The following is an 18,804-nucleotide window of genomic DNA, read 5'->3' on the forward strand; positions in this document are numbered from 1 at the left end:
TCGCCCATCGACTTGGGCGATATTCGCACACATTCTGGGCGACCAGAGCCCTCTGCCTCGACAACCTCTTCTGAGGTTTCCGGTCGTCACGCCGATTCATCCGGATCGAGAAGCTCCGTACCCAGTCGCAAGACCGTCACCCGCGCGATGCCCTTCAACTCAGGGAGCCAAGTGATCTGCAGCACCAGCGCCTTGTCCAGGACGAAGCTCTGGCGATAATCTCCAGCGCGCAGCCTCGCTTCGCCAAGTCCCAGGCTGTCGGCGTCAAGACGCGCTTTCGCGGACTCGGGCGTTTCGAGGTGGGCGTCAAGGCCGAAAGGCAAGGCCTGACGCCATGAACCACCGTGGGCGCCAGCCACGTCAAAAATGACGTCGGTGATCAACCACCGATCAGGATCGCCGCGTTCGACATCCCCCGCATGCGGATGTCTGAGCACCAAGTAAAGCCCATGGTCTGGCAGCGATATCACATGCCTGGCGACTGGCGGCTCCGGCATGACCTGTTGAGGCGCCAGCCCCGTCCGACGACCGAGCTCCGCCAGCCAGTTGCCGGCACCCCGGCAGTTCACGCGCCGGCAGAGCTCGTCCGCAAAGGCCGCGGGTTTGGAGGGTGCGTCCATCATCAATGACGGGTTCGCGATCAGATGGGATCGTTGTCGGGGTGATGGATACGCGTCCAAGTCTTGCCATCGAACTTGGCGATATCTTTTCCACCGACTGACCAGAGCACGCCATTGGCCCGATCAATGATCCGCGCGTCCTGCAACTCCGGCACCAACCCTGTGACGACCTCCCGGATCCCTGCTGCCGGATCCTGAACGTCGTAGACGAAGAGGCCGAGGGTGGATGGTAAATACACCTTCCCGAAGTACTCGCAGACGCCAAGGAACAGCTGGTTGTCGTCGACCGAACTGAGACTTTTGAAGCCGTCGTTGGCATTCCCGACAAGCAGCGTCCCATTGGCGCCGGCAAGCCAGACCCGATCCTCGGATTCCACATAAAGCGCGTTGATTGCCTCCGCGACTTCAGGCAGCGGCACCTCCCGCCACACTTGACCGTCCCAGAAATGGACTTGCGGGGGTGTCCGTCCTTGGCGATCGAGCCCACCACGTAGATGGCCGATTCGTGCGCACCATCGATCGCGCGAGGCAACAGGCGATCATCGACGTCCGGCGCCTGGAGCAGGCCTTCGTCCATGTGAACCCATTGGCCGCCGCCGAGACGTTTGTAGACCTGACCAGCGCCGCCGCAGGCATAGAGATGGTCGCCGATCTGGCGAAGCCCACTCATGTAGCCCCAGCCTTCGGAATCTTCCGAATGCACACCGGCACCGGGGATCTTCTCGATGATGGCCTTATGCCCGAAACCGAACAGCTCCACCTCTCCTTCATTCGACAGCGAGCAGAGTTCCCACTCGGCCCCCTCGTACTCGATGAAGATGGCGCTGGCCACGCACCACCACGGGACGTCGTGGCTCTCCCAGGGCTGCTCGAACTGCGGGTCGTACAGGAACATCCGGCCATGCCTGGAATAAGCTGGCTGGGAGTCGAGAGAACCGCAGATATAAATCGTGTCGGCATCCAACGTGATGGCGTTGGTGAATTCTACGGAAGCTGTCATTACTTCTCTTTCTTCGGCTTTGCGGCGCGGCTGGAGCGGGACTCTTCGACAGGATGACTTTTCCCCTGTTCCAGCGTGTTGCGTGCGGGCTCTTTCTCAGGCGGAAGATTCTGCGTCGTGCGCGCGTATTTGTTCCTATCGACACCCTTGAACGCCTCTTTGACCTTGCGGTCGATCTCGTCGCGGCAATGAGGCTTCACCTTTGCCACTTCCTCGATGGAGATGTCGAGGATATTTCCGATCGGCGCCACCCCGGCGACACCCTTTGTCGTGTCCTTGCCCAATGCGGCAATCTGGGGATCCGTACCTTCGTGGGCCTTATTGTGCTCAGAGCCTGAGGTCTTGCTGCCCCCGGAAAGACAGATGCTCGGACCCGCGTCGAACGAGGGCATGCCAGGGATCCGATTGATCCCATCGATCCCATCCTTGCGGTTCCCGTATCGAAGCGTGTAGTCCGGAACGATGTGATGCGCCTGCTGGCCCTTCGGGCAGGTCTGCTGCCCGTACGGCTTGATGCCGCAGCCACCCTCACCCTCTCCTTCAGTTTTGAATCCGTTGTTCCCTGTGCCTGATTTCGGCGGGTCCTTCTTGTCGTTGTGCCTGCGCTGCCTGTTCGGAGCACCTCCGGTCAGCCGATCCACCTTGCTCGAGACCATCCGTTGGAAGAGCGCAGTGGCAGCCGAAGAAGCATTGGGGATGGCACCGGTGGTGGCGAACTCGGCAGCCACATCCAGGCCGGTGGCCACGGTCTCAGCAATGCCGCCCACGCTCGCGACACCGCCGCCGATGGCCGTCGCCACGCCACCGCCGGCCGCCAGGACCGCGCCGGGCGCTGCGCCTATTCCGGTCGCCATCATGACCCCACCCGTCGTTGATACCGCGCCCCCTGCGGCGGCAATCTGTCCACCGGAGGTCATCGCCCCATCGGCGAAGCTGTGCGCCGACTCGGAGACGTTGTCCTTGTAATACTGGCCGGCCTCCTTGAGCTTCGTCGCGACACGATCAAAGAAGCTCTTCTCTTCGTCGGTCTCCGCCTTCGCCGAGGGGGTCGAACGTCCTGCCGCCGCAGGTGCCGTTCCCGATACCGCCGGCACGGTGACGTAGAGCCCGGGGTTGTTCCCCCGTTCATCGTGCAAGGGTCGCCGTCGCGGATGACCGGATGCCCGCCGACGCGGGTGGTGGTGGAGCCCTGCGTCGGCTTGACCTCGCCATTCAGGGTGCCGCTCTTCACGCCCTTGGCAACCCCCGCGTTGTCCCCCTTGCAGCTCGGTTGTTTCGTCTGATCCAGCACATAGGTCGGCCGGCCGTTGAGTCGCACCGACGCCACCGCACCCAAGGCATTCGCCAGGTCCTGGACGGTGGGATACGGCAGCGGCGGCGTGCTGGCCCCGACCGGTGTCTTGTTGAACGACGGGGCGGTCGAGATCGCCTTGAAGCTGTCGTCCTTGCGCGCGCCAATCCTGTCAGCCATCGCTGCCCACCTCGTCCGGCTTCGCCTGCCCGGCGGCATGGATGTCCAGCAGCGCTCGATAGGCATCGCGCTCACGGTTGAAGCGGACCGTCCGTACCTCGTCCATCGTCCCCACTTCGGCGACCCGGATCGGCGTGTCGTCGCGCTTGTCAAGCACGGTTCTCCAGACACAGACCACGCTGCGTTCATCCGTATCGATGGCGACGGTATCCAGCCGCAGAGGGTGCACGAACACCTCCCCTGAACTGAGCCTCAGCGTCACATGGGCGGTGTGCCCCGGAAGCTTCAGGTGAAGGATGCGATTGCCGTCCCGATCCACGCGCTCCCACGGTTCGCCCGGCGGTTGCAGATTCACGAGCGCGATCTCCTCATTGCCCTCCAGCACGTCGACCTGCTGATCCGGCCAGGAGGCTTGCCAGACCGCGAAGTCGAAGTCGGGGGCAGCGGCGCATCGCCTTTGATGAAGGCTTCGTCGATGGTGCCTGCCAGCACCGCCCGCTCCGGAGAGCCTTTGGGACGGACGCCGAAAGTTGCAATACCGGCGGTGGCGGGATCGACACGACCTGACAACAGGCCCTCGAAGACCGAGTCCGACATCGGTCGATCCCGAAACTCCAGCTGCGGTGCGGTCACCTGCGTCGCATTCGTCGCACGCAGCCACCAAGGCGTGACGAAGCCGGTTCCCCATGTATTCGCGGACACCGCCTCGTGCGCCATCGGCGCGTCGGGACCGTCAGGGTGGGACTGCCGTTGTGCCTGTGTCAGCCGATGACGCTCCGCGACGTGAGCCGCCGCGGCATCGGACCGTTCGATCCGGCACTCGCCGCCAAAGGCCCTTTCCAGCCGCACAGGCACGGCCTCCGACGCGGGCGCACGCACGAGTTGCCATGACTTGCCGACCCCCGCATCACCGTGAGTCCGCTGGAATTGCCCGCGTCCACGGACTGTCAGGCGCTTGTCGATCAGCCGTTCCCCGGAAACTGGATTGGCGCGGGCGCGAAGGATTTCCGCTTCCCATTGCGCCAAGGCTTCTCGCGAGGGCGACATCGTGGGATTGAGGCCGGTGGGCCGCTCCGGCAAAGGCGCCGGTCGATCGGCTCGACGCAGGGCCAACCTCGCCTCAAAACCTTGGAGCGGACGGCCCGTGCTTGCCGGCGGATAGGCGGTGCCGTTCAACAGCACATCGCATCTCGGCTTGTAGGGACAGAAGTCCGATTCGTATCGTGGGCTGCCATGCGGCGCATCGAAGAACTCGTCGACGTCGCAAAGCGGGGTCTGGACGTCGGCGATACGCAGGATGCCGTCGCCCGCCCACGTCAGCGTCTGTCGCAGCACGATGACGTGGAAACTCTGGTCAAGCGCATCGACGCCCCCGAACGCAACTGCGGGGAACGGGCTGTGGTTTCTGAACTCCATGTGTCGTGGCGTTCAGTTGACGTCGACGTCCTTGCCCTTGATGACCGCAGGGCCACTGGCTTCGAACTTGAATCGGGTCCCGTTGATGAGCACCGTGCCGTCGGACTTCATGACCAGGCTGGCCTTGCCGACGTTGATCTTGAACTCATCCCCCGCATCGATCGAATAGGTCTTCCCGACCGTGGTGCTCTTGCTCATGCCAACCTGCTCGCTCTGCTGCAGGCCGACGCTCGTGTTCATCAGCCCGGCGACCGTGGTCTGGTAGGCCGCGCCGATGGTCAGCGCCTTGCCCAATCCGATCGTCTCGGCCTTCGCCAGCGCGATGGTCTCCGTCTTCATGCCGCCCACGGTCACCGACCGGTTCTTCCCGATCGACACCGTCTCGTTCACCCCCACATCCTCGTTGCGGCTCTTCCCGATCGAGATCGTCTCGTCGAGGTCGACCCGCTCCTTGCGGTTCTTGTGGATGGTGATCGTTTCGTCCAGGTCGACCGTCTCCGTCCGGTTCTTGTGGATCGTGATCGTCTCGTCGAGATCGACCGTCTCGGTGCGGTTCTGGTGGATCGTGATCGTCTCGTCCAGGTCGACCGTCTCCGTGCGGTTGCCCTTCACGAACACCGTCTCATGCCGGTCGATCGTCTTCGTCCGATCGCGCCCGACCCAGTGCGTCTCGTCGTTCTCGACCTCGATGTCCTGGTTCTTCTCCGCGTGGATCCACAGCTGCTCGTCGCCGTGCTTGTCCTCGAACCGGATCGCGTTGGCGTTGCCGTAGCTGCCGCCCTTGGTCGAGCGCGTCAGGAAGCCGCTCTGCGTCGCGTTGGCCGGCAGGTCCCACGGCGGCAGGTTCTCGCCGTTGTAGGTCCGACCCATGATGATGGGCGCGTCCGGGTCCCCTTCGATGAACCCGATGATCACTTCCTGCCCGATGCGCGGGATATGGATGCCGCCGAAGTTCGAGCCCGCCCACGGATGCGCCACGCTCACCCAGCACGAGCTGCGCTCGTCGCTCTTGCCGCGCCGGTCCCAGTGGAATTGCACCTTCACCCGGCCGTACTTGTCGGTGTGGATCTCCTCGCCCGCCGGACCGCTGACGATCGCCGTCTGCGGCCCCGCCACCAGCGGCTTCGGGGTGCGGCGCGGCGGCCGGTACTGCTGCGCCGCCGGGATGCAGTTGAAGCTGCAGCGCAGACCCGTCTCGCCCGAACCCGCCTCGTTGGCGGCCTGGCTCAGGCTCAGCTGCGTGCTCGTGACCAGGTACTGCGCGTTCTCGCTCTCGCGCGGATGGCGCGTCAGCGACAGCAGATGGCCCGTGCTCACGCCCTGCGCGTTGGTCGCGCCGTCGTAGGTCTGGAACTGCGTCTGCAGCTCGTCGAGCCGGTCCTCCACGTACTGCGAGCCGTCACCCGTCTGGATGTAGCCGCCCGGGTAGTCGAAGATCTCGCCGTCGGACAGGTCGTAGTTGCGCGCCACGCTCTGGTTGGTCTCCAGCGACGTCGACGGACGCTGGAAGTCGTAGTCGGTGATGACGACCTTGCCCGGCTTCACGCACTCGGCGCTGCCCCAGGCCTGCACGTACTCCAGCGCCGGCGTGGCCTGCGCGCCCGAGCCGTAGAACGGCAGCGACTCGCAGCCCGGCCTGGCGTCGTGCCCGCTGGCCGAGTCGCACAGCACCACCTTGTGGCCGCCCTCGTCGTGCTCGACGTACCAGTAGATGCCCTCGTGCTCCAGCAGCCGCGCGACGAAGTTGAAGTCGGTCTCGCGGTATTGCACGCAGTAGTTCCAGGTCCGGTACGGACGCAGCAGCTTGAACTCGTAGCGCGCGACCGGGTGGTCCTCGAAGACCTGCTTGACGATGTCGGGGACCGACAGCTCCTGGAAGATCCGGCAGTCCGACGTGCGCGTCAGCAGCCACAGCCACGGCTTGAGCTGCATCTCGTACACGCAGTGCTTGCCCTCGAAGCCGCGTTGCGCGAAGCGCGTCACGTAGCCGCTGAGGTAACGCGGTGCGTCGTCTCGCAGCGCGATCGTCAGCGTCGCGGGCTTGCCCAGCAGATCCGAGGCCTGGATGTCCTTGCGCTCGCTCAACAGCGTCAGCACAGTGTCTCCGGCATCGCTCAGGCCCTCCCGCGACACACAGGTGTGCACGCGCAGAGTGTCTTCGGGCAGAGAGGTCTTGAGGCGGAAAGGTGAGGCCATGGCACCAAGGGTCAGGTCGACACCCCGCAGGCTAGGGATCACCCACCATCACCACAACGGTCCAAAGTCACTCTCACCCCTGGTGATCCGTCCACGAATGCTTCGTGACATCAGAAAAGGGGTCAGGCCATCAGCAGGAACTCCTGGCCTTCCATCATCTCTGCAACATCCTCCCGCCACTGCCGCGGGTCGTTCACCACGTGCCAGACAACACCATGGGGCCAGGTCTTGCCTTCCCCATGAAACCGGTCCCGCATCATCGCGACGATGCATCGCGGGCTCGGCCAGGAGGATTCTCCGATCTCGACCATCAGGTTTCCCTGATCGAGCTCCTCGAGCAAGACCTGGCGCAGGCCGTCGGGCAGCCGGTAGACGAGCGAGATCCAATCCGCCGCGATGGCGGGGTCCTGATGTCGGGCACGGATCTGCGCAGCATGCTCGCGAGCGGTCGCCGCCGCATCAGCGTCGGGGATCGCGTGCGGGCTCGCCGAGCATCGGAACTGGAGGCCGTCGGGGGATGGGTAGCGGCGCCAGGAGGAGCGTTCAGGCGTGACGCCTCTGACTTTGGGCATGGGATCAGCGTTCGCGGACTTCGATCGACAGGTCGCCCTGCTTCGGATCGACGTGGAACACGACCTCGCCCCAAGCGAATCGGGCCACCGCGCGTGACAAGGCGATCATCTCGGGCTCGACACCGGTCTTCCTGGCGAAGCGCTTGACCATCTGCGTGGTCAGGATCGACGCGGGAAAGTCCTCCTCGTCGAACAGCACGAACGCCGCCGGCGCCCGACCATCGCGCGCATCGATCACCAACTTCGCCGACAAGTCCAGACACCTGACTGGGCGCCAATCAGAGGGCTGCGCATTGGGTGCGCCTGCCCGCCAGACCGCCTTGCCGTCAACGGCGACGAGGCCGTCGATCACATCGATTTCCAGATTCATTCGAGTACCAGAAAACCAGTCGCGCCAGCGGCGATGATCGACGGCGTTGTCCACACAAGACTTGGCACCCCGCCACGATGACCGTCGAGTCCCTTCTCATCCGCCGCATCCACACCCAGTCTTCCCGGTACGACCAGCTCCGGGGCCAACGCATGGCCTACACGCTGGACGTGGGCGCCAAACGCCCGGAGTTCGTCCTTCTGCCCGGAGACGTCCAACTCGTCGAGGGCCAGCAGATCCACATCGTGCGCTGGAAGCCGGGATCGCCGGCGGTCGTCGCCTTCCTCAACGGGGGCTACGGCACGCCGGTCCACATGCAGCCGGGGAGCTGGTTCGGCCTGACCTCGATGGCGCTGCTCAACAACGGCATGGGGCTCTTCTACTGCTGGACTGTGGAACAGCTCGCTCCCCTGCTCCTCCTCGGGCTGAGTTGCCTCGTGGTGAACGCATGGCTGATCCAGGACGTCCGCGCGCGCCTAAAGCTGAAGCAGGCGCTGCAGGCCTTGCGAGCGTTCCAGCAGATGCGCGTCCGTCTCGGATTCCAGACGGAGCGAGGCTGAGCCTCAATCGAACGCGTAATCGAAGTCGCCGTCCTTCACCGCCAGCTCGACCTTCGTGATCGCCTGGCCGTTGGTGACGCGGGTGAGGTACTCGCGGCTGATGCGCGGCAGCACGGTGTTCGTGAGGATCGCGTCGACCACGCGGCCGCCGCTCTCCACCTCGTTGCAGCGGCTGATGATCAGCTTCACCACGTCGTCGCCGAAGGTCAGCGGCACGCCCAGGTTCTCGCCCACGCGCTTCTGGATGCGGCCCAGCTGCAGACGCACGATCTGGCCCAGCATCTCCTCGTTCAGCGGGTAGTACGGGATCGTGACCAGGCGGCCCAGCAGCGCCGCCGGGAAGATCTTCAGCAGCGGCTCGCGCAGCGCCTTGGCGATGCCGTCCGGCTCCGGCATCAGCTCCGGGTCCGCGCACAGCTTCATGATCAGGTCGCTGCCCGCGTTGCTGGTCAGCAGGATGATGGTGTTCTTGAAGTCGATGTGGCGGCCCTCGCCGTCCTCCATGCGCCCCTTGTCGAAGACCTGGAAGAACAGCTCGTGCACGTCCGGGTGGGCCTTCTCGACCTCGTCCAGCAGCACGATGCTGTAAGGGCGACGGCGCACCGCCTCGGTGAGCACGCCGCCTTCGCCGTAACCGACGTACCCCGGGGGCGAGCCCTTGAGCGTCGAGACCGTGTGGGCCTCCTGGAACTCGCTCATGTTGATGGTGATGACGTTCTGCTCGCCGCCGTAGAGCGCCTCGGCCAGCGCGAGCGCCGTCTCGGTCTTGCCCACGCCGGACGTGCCCGCCAGCAGGAACACGCCGATCGGCTTGCTCGGGTTGTCCAGCCCGGCGCGCGAGACCTCGATGCGCTTGGCGATCATCTCCAGCGCATGGCGTTGACCGACGACACGCTGGTTCAGCGTGTCCGCCAGCTGCAGCACCGCCTGCACCTCGTTGCGCACCATGCGGCCCACCGGGATGCCGGTCCAGTCCTGCACCACCGCGGCCACCGCCTGTTCGTCGACCTGCGGCAGGATCAGCGGCGCATCGCCTTGCAGCGTCGTCAGTTCGGAACGCAGGCCGTGCAGCTCGGTGAGCAACGTCTCGCGCTCGGCCTCTTCCGGTGCGCCCTCGCCGCCCTTGCGCAGCAGCGCGTGCAGTTCCAGCACGCGGTCGACCATGCCCTTTTCCTTCAGGTGGCGCGCTTCCAGCTCCGCCTTGCGCGTCTGCGCCTCGTCCAGCTGGGTCGCGACGCGCTGCTTGCGCTCCGCGACGTCCATGCCGATCGCGCCTTCGCGGCCGATGATCTCCCGCTCGATCTCCAGCGCCTGGATGCGGCGCAGGCAGTCCTCGAGTTCCGCCGGCGTCGCATGCTGGCTCACCGCCACGCGCGCGCAGGCCGTGTCGAGCAGGCTCACCGCCTTGTCCGGCAACTGTCGCGCCGGGATGTAGCGGTGGCTCAGTCGCACTGCCGCCTCGATGCCCTCGTCGAGCAGCGCCACGCGGTGATGCTTCTCCAGGATGGAGGCCACGCCGCGCAGCATCAGCACGGCCTTGTGTTCATCGGGCTCGGGCACCTGCACGACCTGGAAGCGCCGCGTCAGCGCCGGGTCCTTCTCGATGTGCTTCTTGTACTCGGCCCACGTGGTCGCCGCGATCGTGCGCAGCTTGCCGCGCGCCAGCGCCGGCTTCAGCAGGTTGGCCGCGTCGCCGGTCCCCGCCGCGCCGCCCGCGCCGATCAGCGTGTGCGCCTCGTCGATGAACAGGATGATGGGCTTGGGCGAGGCCTGCACCTCGTCGATGACCTGACGCAGGCGGTTCTCGAATTCGCCCTTCATGCTCGCGCCGGCCTGCAGCAGGCCGATGTCGAGCATGTACAGCGACACGTCCTTCAGCTGCGGCGGCACGTCGCCCTGCGCCAGACGCAGCGCGAAGCCTTCCACCACCGCGGTCTTGCCCACGCCCGCCTCGCCCGTGAGGATCGGGTTGTTCTGGCGCCGGCGCATCAGGATGTCGACGATCTGGCGGATCTCCTCGTCGCGGCCGGCGATCGGGTCGATCTCGCCGTTGCGCGCGCGCTCGGTCAGGTCGACGGCGTAGCGCTTGAGCGCCTCCTGCTTGCCCATCGCCGCCGGCGCGATCGCGCCGCTGGCATCACCGGGCGCGGCGCCCGGTTCGGCCGCGCGCATCGCGCGCTCCGGCGAGCCTTCGAGGATCTGGTTGAAGTTCTCGCCCAGGTCGTCGACGTTGATCTTCTCGAACTGCTTGGACACCGACAGCAGCACGTTGCGCATCGACGCCGTCTTCAGCAGGCCCAGCACCAGGTGGCCGGTGCGCACCTGCTGGTCGCCGAACATCAGCGAACCGTAGACCCAGCCGCGCTCGACGGCGTTCTCGACCCAGCTCGACAGATCGGTCACCGAGGTCGCACCGCGCGGCAGCCGGTCCAGCGAGGCCATCAGGTCCGTCGACAGCTGCGCGGCGTCCAGCCCGTAGTGCTTGACGATGCGGTGCAGGTCGGAATCCGGCGTGTTGAGGATCTGGTAGAGCCAGTGCTGCAGCTCGACGTACGGATTGCCCCGCAGCTTGCAGAACACGGTGGCGCCTTCGATCGCCTTGTAGGCCAGCGGGTTGAGCTTGCCGAAGAGGCTGGTACGCGAGATTTCAGTCATGACGATGCTCCCTGTGATGCCGGCGGCGTGGCCTGCCCCTTCACCCGCTGTTGCGGATGCAGGTGCAGGTCGCCCCGGTCGTGACGATGCGGACGGCCGCCCGAGCGGCCCGTCCAGGAAGTGAAGCCCAGGCGCGCCTTGCCGCTCAGCGCCGCGGCCGGCACCTCGTCGCGGCGCAGCACGGGCTGCAGTTCCCATTGAAGGTTGTGGCCGACGTACTGGCGGATCCAGTCGTTCAGCGGCCGCCACGCGTCGCCATCGGGCAGGAAGCCCTCGTACTGGCGCAGCGTCAGCGGCCCCAGGACGACGCGGAAGCGGTACTGCCGGTCCCAGGCCTTGTTGCCCGCGGACGTGTTGCGGCCCAGGCGCGGCAGCTCGCGGCCGATGCGCTCGGGCCGCTGGCGCGCGAAGCCCAGCCGCGTGCGCTCGCCGTCCTCGACGGGCAGCCAGTGCGGCACGTGCTGCTCGATGCGCACCGGCACCTTGAAGTGGGACGACAGGATCTTGGCGAGGCCTTCCGGATGCTGCGCCCGCCCTCCGTGCAGGCCGGCCTGGAACAGGCGCGCCGTCTGCGGCAGCGAGTCGCCGGGGCGTTGAGCGCCGTCGAGTCCGGTGGCGGCGCCCAGCCAGGCGGCATAGCGGTCGGTGGCCGGCCGGTCGTGCTGTACCGTGGGCTGCGATTGCGCCCAGGCACGGTAGAAATGCAGCAGCAGCCGGTGATGGAAGACGTCGAGGAAGCGGCTCAGCGTCGGGTCGCCGCGCTGGTGCAGCCGCTCGCGGGTGTATTCGGTCAGGTGCAGCGGCATCGGCCCCTGCGGGCCGAGCAGGCCGAAGAAGCGCACGCCCAGCCGCGGCGCGGGCCCTGACCGCGCGTCAGGCTCTGCAACGCGGCCGGCGCGAAGTCGAGCTCGGGCTCCTGGCCCAGCCGGATCGCCTCCTGCGACGGGCGCAGGCCGCGACCCAGCCGCGGGACGTCCGGCGTCAGGCCCTCGATGCGCCGCAGCAGCGCGAAGAAATCATGCGCCCAGGGCGTCGCCTCGACGTCCTCGAACAGCGCACGCAGCGCGGCGTCGCGCTCGTTGCGCTTCTCGGGCCGGCGCGCGAGCAATGATTCGGGCGTCTGCACGGTGTCGTCACCGGACGCGAGATCGGACGCCTGCGCGGCGCCACCGCCGCCGGGTCCGCCCGCGGCCTCGGCGTCTTCGTCGTCCAGGGTCGGGCCGGGCCCGTGCGCATTCATCCGCGGTCCTCGTCGAGGGCCCGATCGCCGCGTCCTTCGGCGTCGCCGCCGATGCGCGGCGCCCAGCGCTTCACGAGGCCGCGCTGCGTCGTGCGCAGGCTCAGCTGCGTGAAGCTGTTGATCGCCGCGTGGCGGGTGAAGTAGCGTTCCAGCACGCTCGCGAAGAGGAAGGTGCTGTGACCCTGGAAGGCGTGCTCGTCGAGCTCCAGCGCGATCTCGGCGCCGGTGCCGTAGCTGAGCGGGCCCGAGAACGGCAGGCGGCGCACGACCTGGCGGGACTCGACGGCGCGCACGCCCTCGACCTGCCGCAGCCAGCCCGGATCGCCCGGCGGGCCGTACAGGGCCAGCAGCCGTCGCATCGTCGCGGCGGCCTGCGCGGGCGGCTCGTCGGCCCACGGCAGCTGCTGCTGCGTCAGCAGGCCCACCAGGTTCCAACCCGCCTCGCCCGCCGGCTGTCGATTGACCGGTCGCGTCGGGCCATGCACCGCCTCGACCTTGAGCACCGGACCGGCCGCATCGAGCCGCCAGACGCCGGCGCCGTTGTGCGGCAGCAGCATCGGCAGGTCGCGGTTGGTGACCAGCGCGGAGACCGACAGCTGGCGGATGTCTTCGCGATACGGCGCGTGCCGCGGATCGACCAGCGAGAGGAAGACCTCCTCGCCGATGTAGCCGGTACGCGGGCCCTGCTCCTTCTGGCGCGTGGACATCAGCCGCGGCTCGCGACGCGCGGTGTAGAAGCCGGGCGCCTCGGACGGCGCCTCGTGATAGGTGGCGTAGAGCGGCTCGAAGCCCTGCTGGCCGAGCGCGCCGGCACCGTAGCCGGTGACCGACTGCAGGCTGTGGACCTCGTAGTCCATCGGCCGGGTGCGGTCCGGCACGACGTGGTATTCCCAGCTGCCCGTGCCGAGCTGGATCCGGTCCAGCCGTTTCGGGAACAGGTTGATCGCGGGCGTGCAGTGCAGCGAGACGCTGTCGACATCGACCATCGCCTCCAGCGCGCCGTCGCCGCGGGAGAAGAACAGCACGATCTCGAAAGACGTGCCGTCAATGCGTGCGAGGCGGTCGGCCAGTTGATCGACCTCGATGAACAGGAAGCGCCGCGGCATCGCCGCGAGTTCCTGCATCAGCCGGCTGCCCGAGAAACTGCGATGGGTCTCGGGCAGCAGCGCCTCGTCGGGTGCGAAGCCCAGCGGACGGATGCTGGTCGCGGAGCGCCATTGCACGGGCACGGCGGCCGCGTCGATGCCGTCGCCGGTGACGAAGGTGCCCAGCGGCGCGCCCAGCGCCAGTTCATGCAGCCGGTAGGCGACCTCGTCGGGCGCGCTCAGGTAGAGCGCGAGCCGGTCCAGGCCGAGCTGCCGCACGGGAATGCCGCCGCCGGTCTTCAGCCGGAGGCGTACGCCGCCGCGGCTGCCCGCGGCATCCGGCAGGCGCGAGACCGGCAGGTCCGGCGCGTGGGTGAAGTACTGGACGTCGTCCAGCGTCAGCGGCCACAGCGTGACGTCGTGGGCGGTGCGGAACTCGCAGCGCGTGTCCTGTCCGCGCGGCACGGCGGACTGCAGCACGCTGCCGCGCGGCACCGGATGGCCCTTGGACAGGTTGGGGTCGGTCGGATCGACGGTCAGGCGCGCGATCATCATCGACGGGATCGGCGCCAGGAAGTTCGGGTAGATCGATTCCAGCAGGTGCGAGATCAGCCGCGGGTGTTCCGCGTCGAGCTTGAGCTGCACCCGCGCGGACAGGAAGGCGAAACCCTCCAGCAGCCGCTCGACATACGGGTCGGCGACCTCGGCGTCCTCCAGCCCGAGCCGGGCGGCGATCTTCGGGAAGTCGCGCGCGAACTCGGCGCCGACCTCGCGCAGGTGGGCGAGTTCGTCGTTGTACAGGCGCAGCAGGCGCGGATCCATGTCCTCAGCCCTCGCGCACTTCGACCTGGCCGGCCTCGAGGTCCATCTGCGTGCGCAGCAGGATCTCCAGCGGGATCGGTTGCGCCCACAGGTGGCCGCGGATGTCGAACTCGATCACGTTGTGCGTGTCCATGACGCTCTGCGTCTCGATCGCACGGACCTCCAGCGAGTCCGGCAGGATGCGCGGCTCGAAGCGCAGGATGGCCTGGCGGATCTGCTTCTCCAGCAGGTGCACGTCGATGCGCGAGGCCAGTTGACCCGACAGCGCCGGCAGTCCGAAGTTCAGCACGCTGTCGCCGACATGCCCGTAGGGATCGCACTCCTTGCCCATCGGCTGGATCGCGTTGAACAGCCAGCCCAGGTCGCGCAGCACCGCCTGGCGCAGCTGCGACTTGGTCATGACGCGGCGCTCCTCCGCCTCGACGCGGTGGAAGGGGTCGTCGTCGGTCAGCCGGTCCAGCAGGGCCGGTTGCAGGCGGTCGCGGTGGATCTGGCTCATGAGGTGCGGCGCTTGCGGGGAGTCGGTCCATCGACCGATCGATATTGACGTTGCGAGGCATCCCAGCGCAACACCGGGAGGTCATACGGGCCGCTCACGGCGGGGTTGTCGACATGGACGCGGATCTCCTGCGGGATCCCGCCCTTCCAGAGCCCATGCCGGAGCGTCAGCGTGGCAGGCTGATCCCAAGGGAACAACTCCGAGATCCCGCCGACAGGGCGAAATTCTTCATCCACCAACAGAGGTCTGGGGAAGTCCTCCCATGGTGCCGTCGCAGGTTTCCCCTCGTAGAAGGAGAGTGCAAAGACGGTGATCAACGCCACTTGGGACTTTGCGCCGGGTTCGGTCAATTCACATCGGCGCGTCGCGGACAGATACGGCTTCCATGTCGCGGGCAGACGGGCCTGTTCGTTTTCCGTCAGCGGCGTGCAAGCCTCCGCATTCAACTGCCGCCAGCGCCCGTCCTGCTTGCCGTCAGCCCAGGCGGAGCCCATCAAGGCCACGGCCACAAGCGCGCCGCCGACGCGGCTCAAGGACGGCGCCGAGCGCATTCAAGACCTCAGTTCAATGAGGCGCGCATCGAGCAGCCCGGTCTCGCCCTGGTCGGTCATCAGCACGCGCTGGCCGACGCCGGCGTACTGGTCGTCCTGCGAGCCCGGCAGCGGCTGCCATTCGGTGCGGCGCGCCATCCAGACGCGCTCGTCGTCGAAGGCCACGCTGCCCGGGTATCGCGTCGGGATCAGCGCGACGGAGCCGCCGCCGTTGGGGAATTCGAGGTGCGCCGCGGACCACACCAGGTCGCGCAGGTCCGTCGGCGGCTCGATGTGGATCTCCTTGATCGCGGAGAACGGCACCCAGCAGTAGCGGCCGTTGATCACCGCCTCCAGCACCGGACCGATGCGCGAGTCGCCGTCGCAGATCCAGTCGAAGGCCTGGCCGTCGATCGTGCCGGCCGTCGCGGGCGCGGCGTCCAGCGCCTGGGCGCGCAGCTGCCGCGCGCCGGCGATGTCGCCGTCATGCTCGAGCTTCAGCGAATGGACGAGGTTGGCGACCCATTCGGCCGGCTCGCCCATCACCATCGGCGTGGTGCGGCCCTCGAAGACGGCCTCGCGCACCAGCTCGCACTTCAGCGCTTCGCGGTAGGTGTTGACCATCGCCAGTGTGCCCGCGTCGAGCTCGCCGCAGACTTCCAGCTGCGCCGCCGCGCGCGCCCATTGGCCCGTCACCGCCAGCAGCTGGAACAGCATCGTGCGCAGCTTCGCGTCCTGCGGACGCTGGCGCACTTCCGCCTGCGCCGCGGCCAAGGCCTCGGTCGGGCGGCCCGCCGCCAGCAGTTCCTGCACTGCGCTCATTCAAGACTCCCGTGGAATTCAATGCCCCGGCGGGCCCGCGGGCGCGCCGGGATGACCTCAGGTGAGGTCGTCGTCGAAGGTGTGCGTGCCGCCCATCGCGCCCTTGGCGTTCTGGGTGCGGTACTCGATGTTGACCTTCTGGAAGCTCATCGAGATGCGCTCCACCGGCGCGCCGGTCTCGTCGCAGTCGATGTCGTAGGACGCGATGCGCGCCTTCTCCAGCGTCAGGCAGAAGTAGTCCTCCTGCGAACCGCCGGCCTTGCGCAGGTAGAGCTTGGAGCTCTTGACCTCGTCGTTGGTCGCCACGGCGCTCATCAGCGCGGTGCTGGCGCTGTCGAGGCCCTTGGTGATCGTCAGCTGGCGGTAGCTGCGGCGGCCGGTCTGCTGACCGGCCACGGCATCGCCCGCGGCGCCCACGCCCCAGCTGAAGCCGCGCACGACGATGTCGTTGGCGTGGCCCTGCGAGGTGGACTCGCCCTTGACCTTGCCCGCGCGCTTGAGCGAGAGGTCGAGGTACATGTCGGCGCTGCTCGCGCCGCTGGTCAACGGATTCATCTTTCGCTCCGGCATGGACAACGGATGACGGCCTGATCCAGGCCTGGCACCGGCATGCGTTGTTCGAGCGCGGCGCGCCAGGCCGAAGCCTGCCGCGCCGCGGGAATGGTCGAAGGAGAAGCGCCGGCGCGAAGCCCCGGCCCTTCCCCGTTCAACCCATCAACGCGTTTCGGTCGTGGCCACGTTCCAGCCGAACTTGACCGCGCCGCCCAGACCGCCCTTGGCGTCCTGAGCCTTGTACTCGAACTCGATGTCGGCGTAGGACACCGACACGCTTTCGCTGATCTCGCCGCCGGCCGAAGCGGACGGGGAGACGGCGGTCACGAGGACTTGCTTCAGGGTGACCTTCAGGAAGTCCTGCTGGCCTTCACCGGCCTTGCGGCAGGTCAGGACGGCCTGGTCGAAGTGCTTGCCCGAGGCGCAGGCCTTGGCCAGCACCGGGGACGCCTTGTCGTAGTAGTGCGCGAACACGAACTGGCCAGGAACGCCCTTGCCCTTGCCCGAACCGGTACCGGCGGCGGCAGTGCTTTCCTGACGCACGTCCCACGACCAGGCCAGCAGGTCGATCTCGCCCTTGTGGTCCTTGTGGGTGGATTCGCCTTCGACTCCGGCGAACTTCAGATTGGCGTCGATCGTCATGGTCGGTTTCTCCTAGATGAACTCTTTGAAAACAGTCTCCGCCTCGACGCTGACCGCGACGGAGACCAGGGATATCGGACCTGGAAAGGTCCGGATGGCGGGGTGCCTCGAAAGTCCAGAACGCGCCTTCGGAGGCGCTCCCTTCAACACGTCGCGCGTCATCGCGCGCGATTCTCAAATTCCTGGGGTCCTGGCGACGGCCGCGTCGCGGCCACCGCCCGGCCCGGTGCTTACTTGCCCTTCTGCGACGGCAGCGTCGAGACCAGACGCAGCGACACGGTCAGGCCTTCGAGCTGGTAATGCGGACGCAGGAAGAATTTCGACGAGTAGTAGCCGGGGTTGCCCGGGATCTCCTCGACGACCACTTCCGCGGACGCCAGCGGCTTCTGCGACTTCGTCGTCTCCGACGAGTTCGCCGGATCGCCGTCGACGTAGTTCATGATCCACTTGTTCAGCCACTTCTCCATGTCGCCGCGTTCCTTGAACGAGCCCACCTTGTCGCGCACGATGCACTTCAGGTAATGGGCGAAGCGGTTGCAGGCGAACAGGTAGGGCAGGCGCGCGGCCAGGTTGGCGTTGGCGGTGGCGTCCGGGTCGTCGTACTCGGCGGGCTTCTGCAGCGACTGGGCGCCGATGAACGCGGCGAAGTCCGAGTTCTTGCGGTGCACCAGCGGCATGAAGCCGTTCTTGGCCAGCTCGGCCTCGCGGCGGTCGCTGATCGCGATCTCGGTCGGGCACTTCATCGCCACGCCGCCCTCGTCGGTCGGGAAGGTGTGGGCCGGCAGGCCTTCAACCGCGCCGCCCGCTTCCACGCCGCGGATGCGGGTGCACCAGCCGTAGGTCTTGAACGAGCGGTTGATGTTGGTCGCCATCGCGTAGGCCGAGTTGGCCCACGTGTACTTGGCGTGTTCGCCGCCGCCGGTCTCTTCCTCGAAGTTGAATTCCTCGACCGGATTCGTCTTCGAGCCGTAGGGCAGGCGCGCCAGGAAACGCGGCATGGCCAGGCCGATGTAGCGCGCGTCGTCGGACTCGCGCAGCGACTTCCACGCGGCGTATTCGGGCGTGCTGAAGATCTTGGTCAGGTCGCGCGGATTGGCGAGTTCCTGCCACGAGCCCATCTGCATCAGCGACGGATTCACGGCCGCGATGAAGGGCGAGTGCGCGGCGGCCGAGACCTTGGCGATCTCGCCCAGCAGCTCGACGTCGGGCGGGCTGTGGTCGAAGTAGTAGTCGCCGACGATGGCGCCGAAGGGCTCGCCGCCGAACTGGCCGAATTCCTCTTCATACACGCGCTTGAAGATCGGGCTCTGGTCCCAGGCCGTGCCCTTGTAGCGCTTGAGCGTCTTGCCGAGGTCGTTCTTCGAGATGCTCATCACGCGGATCTTGAGCTGCTCGTCGGTCTCGGTGTTGTTGACCAGGTAGTGCAGGCCGCGCCAGGCCGATTCCAGCTGCTGGAGCTCGGCGTGGTGCAGGATCGCGTTGACCTGCTCCGACAGCTTCTTGTCGATCTCGGCGATCATGGCCTCGATCGAGACGATGACGTCGCTGCCGATCAGCGTGGTCTGCGACAGCGCCTGCTGCGCCAGCGTCAGCACCGCCTGCTCGACGGCGGACTTGGCCTCGTCGGTCTTGGGCTTGAATTCCTTGTTCAGCAGCGAGGCGAACTCGCCGCCCTCGTACTCGATGCCCTGCAGTGAAGGCGCGTGTTGCGCGAGGGTCTCATCGGCCATGGTGCGTGCTCCGTGGGGTCCG

Annotated in this window: 16 protein-coding genes and 3 pseudogenes; 2 read left to right on the forward strand and 17 right to left on the reverse strand. The window is 67.0% G+C overall.

What is annotated here, in order from left to right:
* Positions 1 to 86: 86 nt before the first annotated feature.
* Positions 87 to 383: a hypothetical protein gene (locus tag ACQ86G_RS22840; protein ID WP_431257458.1), complete on the reverse strand. Its 297-nt coding sequence runs from the start codon at positions 381 to 383 to the stop codon at positions 87 to 89.
* A 257-nt stretch (positions 384 to 640) separates the two neighbouring features.
* Positions 641 to 1,039 (reverse strand): hypothetical protein, encoded by a 399-nt coding sequence (locus tag ACQ86G_RS22845; protein ID WP_431257459.1) that lies wholly within the window; start codon positions 1,037 to 1,039, stop codon positions 641 to 643.
* A gap of 86 nt (positions 1,040 to 1,125) precedes the next feature.
* Between ACQ86G_RS22845 and ACQ86G_RS22850 the strand changes: the two genes are divergently transcribed.
* Positions 1,126 to 1,677, forward strand: a complete 552-nt coding sequence (locus ACQ86G_RS22850) for a hypothetical protein (RefSeq protein ID WP_431257460.1) — start codon at positions 1,126 to 1,128, stop codon at positions 1,675 to 1,677.
* On the opposite strand, the gene ACQ86G_RS22855 is transcribed toward ACQ86G_RS22850, so the two are convergent.
* From ACQ86G_RS22855 to ACQ86G_RS22880, 6 genes and pseudogenes are all read right to left on the reverse strand, one after another.
* The gene (locus ACQ86G_RS22855; protein ID WP_431261550.1) at positions 1,620 to 2,756 is read right to left on the reverse strand and encodes a hypothetical protein; all 1,137 of its coding nucleotides are present in this window, start codon (positions 2,754 to 2,756) and stop codon (positions 1,620 to 1,622) included. The two genes, ACQ86G_RS22850 and ACQ86G_RS22855, sit on opposite strands and share 58 nt — an antisense overlap.
* Before the next feature lie 29 nt (positions 2,757 to 2,785).
* Positions 2,786 to 3,157 (reverse strand): annotated as a pseudogene (locus tag ACQ86G_RS22860) (PAAR-like domain-containing protein); the annotation flags it as partial.
* Positions 3,084 to 4,507, reverse strand: a pseudogene (locus tag ACQ86G_RS22865) (DUF2169 domain-containing protein). The pseudogenes ACQ86G_RS22865 and ACQ86G_RS22860, both read right to left, overlap by 74 nt.
* 12 nt (positions 4,508 to 4,519) lie before the next feature.
* Complete coding sequence (locus ACQ86G_RS22870) at positions 4,520 to 6,703, reverse strand: type VI secretion system Vgr family protein (protein ID WP_431257461.1); 2,184 nt, start codon at positions 6,701 to 6,703, stop codon at positions 4,520 to 4,522.
* Between the two features lie 122 nt (positions 6,704 to 6,825).
* Positions 6,826 to 7,275 carry a hypothetical protein gene (locus ACQ86G_RS22875; protein ID WP_431257462.1) on the reverse strand — a complete coding sequence of 150 codons (450 nt, stop codon included), beginning with the start codon at positions 7,273 to 7,275 and terminating at the stop codon, positions 6,826 to 6,828.
* 4 nt (positions 7,276 to 7,279) lie between these two features.
* A complete protein-coding gene (locus ACQ86G_RS22880; RefSeq protein ID WP_431257463.1) occupies positions 7,280 to 7,699 on the reverse strand; it encodes a hypothetical protein in 420 nt (139 codons plus the stop codon).
* A gap of 23 nt (positions 7,700 to 7,722) precedes the next feature.
* Between ACQ86G_RS22880 and ACQ86G_RS22885 the strand changes: the two genes are divergently transcribed.
* Complete coding sequence (locus tag ACQ86G_RS22885; RefSeq protein WP_431257464.1) at positions 7,723 to 8,205, forward strand: hypothetical protein; 483 nt, start codon at positions 7,723 to 7,725, stop codon at positions 8,203 to 8,205.
* A gap of 3 nt (positions 8,206 to 8,208) precedes the next feature.
* Here the strand turns inward: ACQ86G_RS22885 and tssH are convergent, their stop codons facing one another.
* From tssH to tssC, 9 genes and pseudogenes are all read right to left on the reverse strand, one after another.
* On the reverse strand, positions 8,209 to 10,860 hold the full coding sequence (tssH, locus tag ACQ86G_RS22890; RefSeq protein ID WP_431257465.1) for a type VI secretion system ATPase TssH: 2,652 nt from the start codon (positions 10,858 to 10,860) through the stop codon (positions 8,209 to 8,211).
* Positions 10,857 to 12,100, reverse strand: a pseudogene (gene tssG / locus ACQ86G_RS22895) (type VI secretion system baseplate subunit TssG). Before tssG ends, tssH begins: the two are co-directional and overlap by 4 nt.
* Positions 12,097 to 14,007, reverse strand: a complete 1,911-nt coding sequence (gene tssF / locus ACQ86G_RS22900; protein WP_431257466.1) for a type VI secretion system baseplate subunit TssF — start codon at positions 14,005 to 14,007, stop codon at positions 12,097 to 12,099. Before tssF ends, tssG begins: the two are co-directional and overlap by 4 nt.
* A gap of 4 nt (positions 14,008 to 14,011) precedes the next feature.
* Positions 14,012 to 14,506 carry a type VI secretion system baseplate subunit TssE gene (tssE, locus tag ACQ86G_RS22905; RefSeq protein ID WP_331616317.1) on the reverse strand — a complete coding sequence of 165 codons (495 nt, stop codon included), beginning with the start codon at positions 14,504 to 14,506 and terminating at the stop codon, positions 14,012 to 14,014.
* Positions 14,503 to 15,039 carry a hypothetical protein gene (locus tag ACQ86G_RS22910; protein ID WP_431257467.1) on the reverse strand — a complete coding sequence of 179 codons (537 nt, stop codon included), beginning with the start codon at positions 15,037 to 15,039 and terminating at the stop codon, positions 14,503 to 14,505. The genes tssE and ACQ86G_RS22910 overlap by 4 nt, the downstream gene beginning before the upstream one ends.
* 18 nt (positions 15,040 to 15,057) lie before the next feature.
* Entirely contained in the window at positions 15,058 to 15,858 is an 801-nt protein-coding gene (locus ACQ86G_RS22915) for a type VI secretion system accessory protein TagJ (protein ID WP_431257468.1), read from the reverse strand.
* A 57-nt stretch (positions 15,859 to 15,915) separates the two neighbouring features.
* Positions 15,916 to 16,413 (reverse strand): Hcp family type VI secretion system effector, encoded by a 498-nt coding sequence (locus ACQ86G_RS22920; RefSeq protein ID WP_431257469.1) that lies wholly within the window; start codon positions 16,411 to 16,413, stop codon positions 15,916 to 15,918.
* A gap of 159 nt (positions 16,414 to 16,572) precedes the next feature.
* Positions 16,573 to 17,052, reverse strand: coding sequence for an Hcp family type VI secretion system effector (locus ACQ86G_RS22925; protein WP_067271515.1), 480 nt, complete (start codon positions 17,050 to 17,052; stop codon positions 16,573 to 16,575).
* 230 nt (positions 17,053 to 17,282) lie between these two features.
* Positions 17,283 to 18,782, reverse strand: coding sequence for a type VI secretion system contractile sheath large subunit (gene tssC, locus ACQ86G_RS22930; protein ID WP_431257470.1), 1,500 nt, complete (start codon positions 18,780 to 18,782; stop codon positions 17,283 to 17,285).
* Positions 18,783 to 18,804 lie beyond the last annotated feature (22 nt).

It is taken from the genome of Roseateles chitinivorans, assembly GCF_050632145.1.
GTDB classification, from domain to species: Bacteria; Pseudomonadota; Gammaproteobacteria; order Burkholderiales; family Burkholderiaceae_C; genus Roseateles; species Roseateles chitinivorans_B.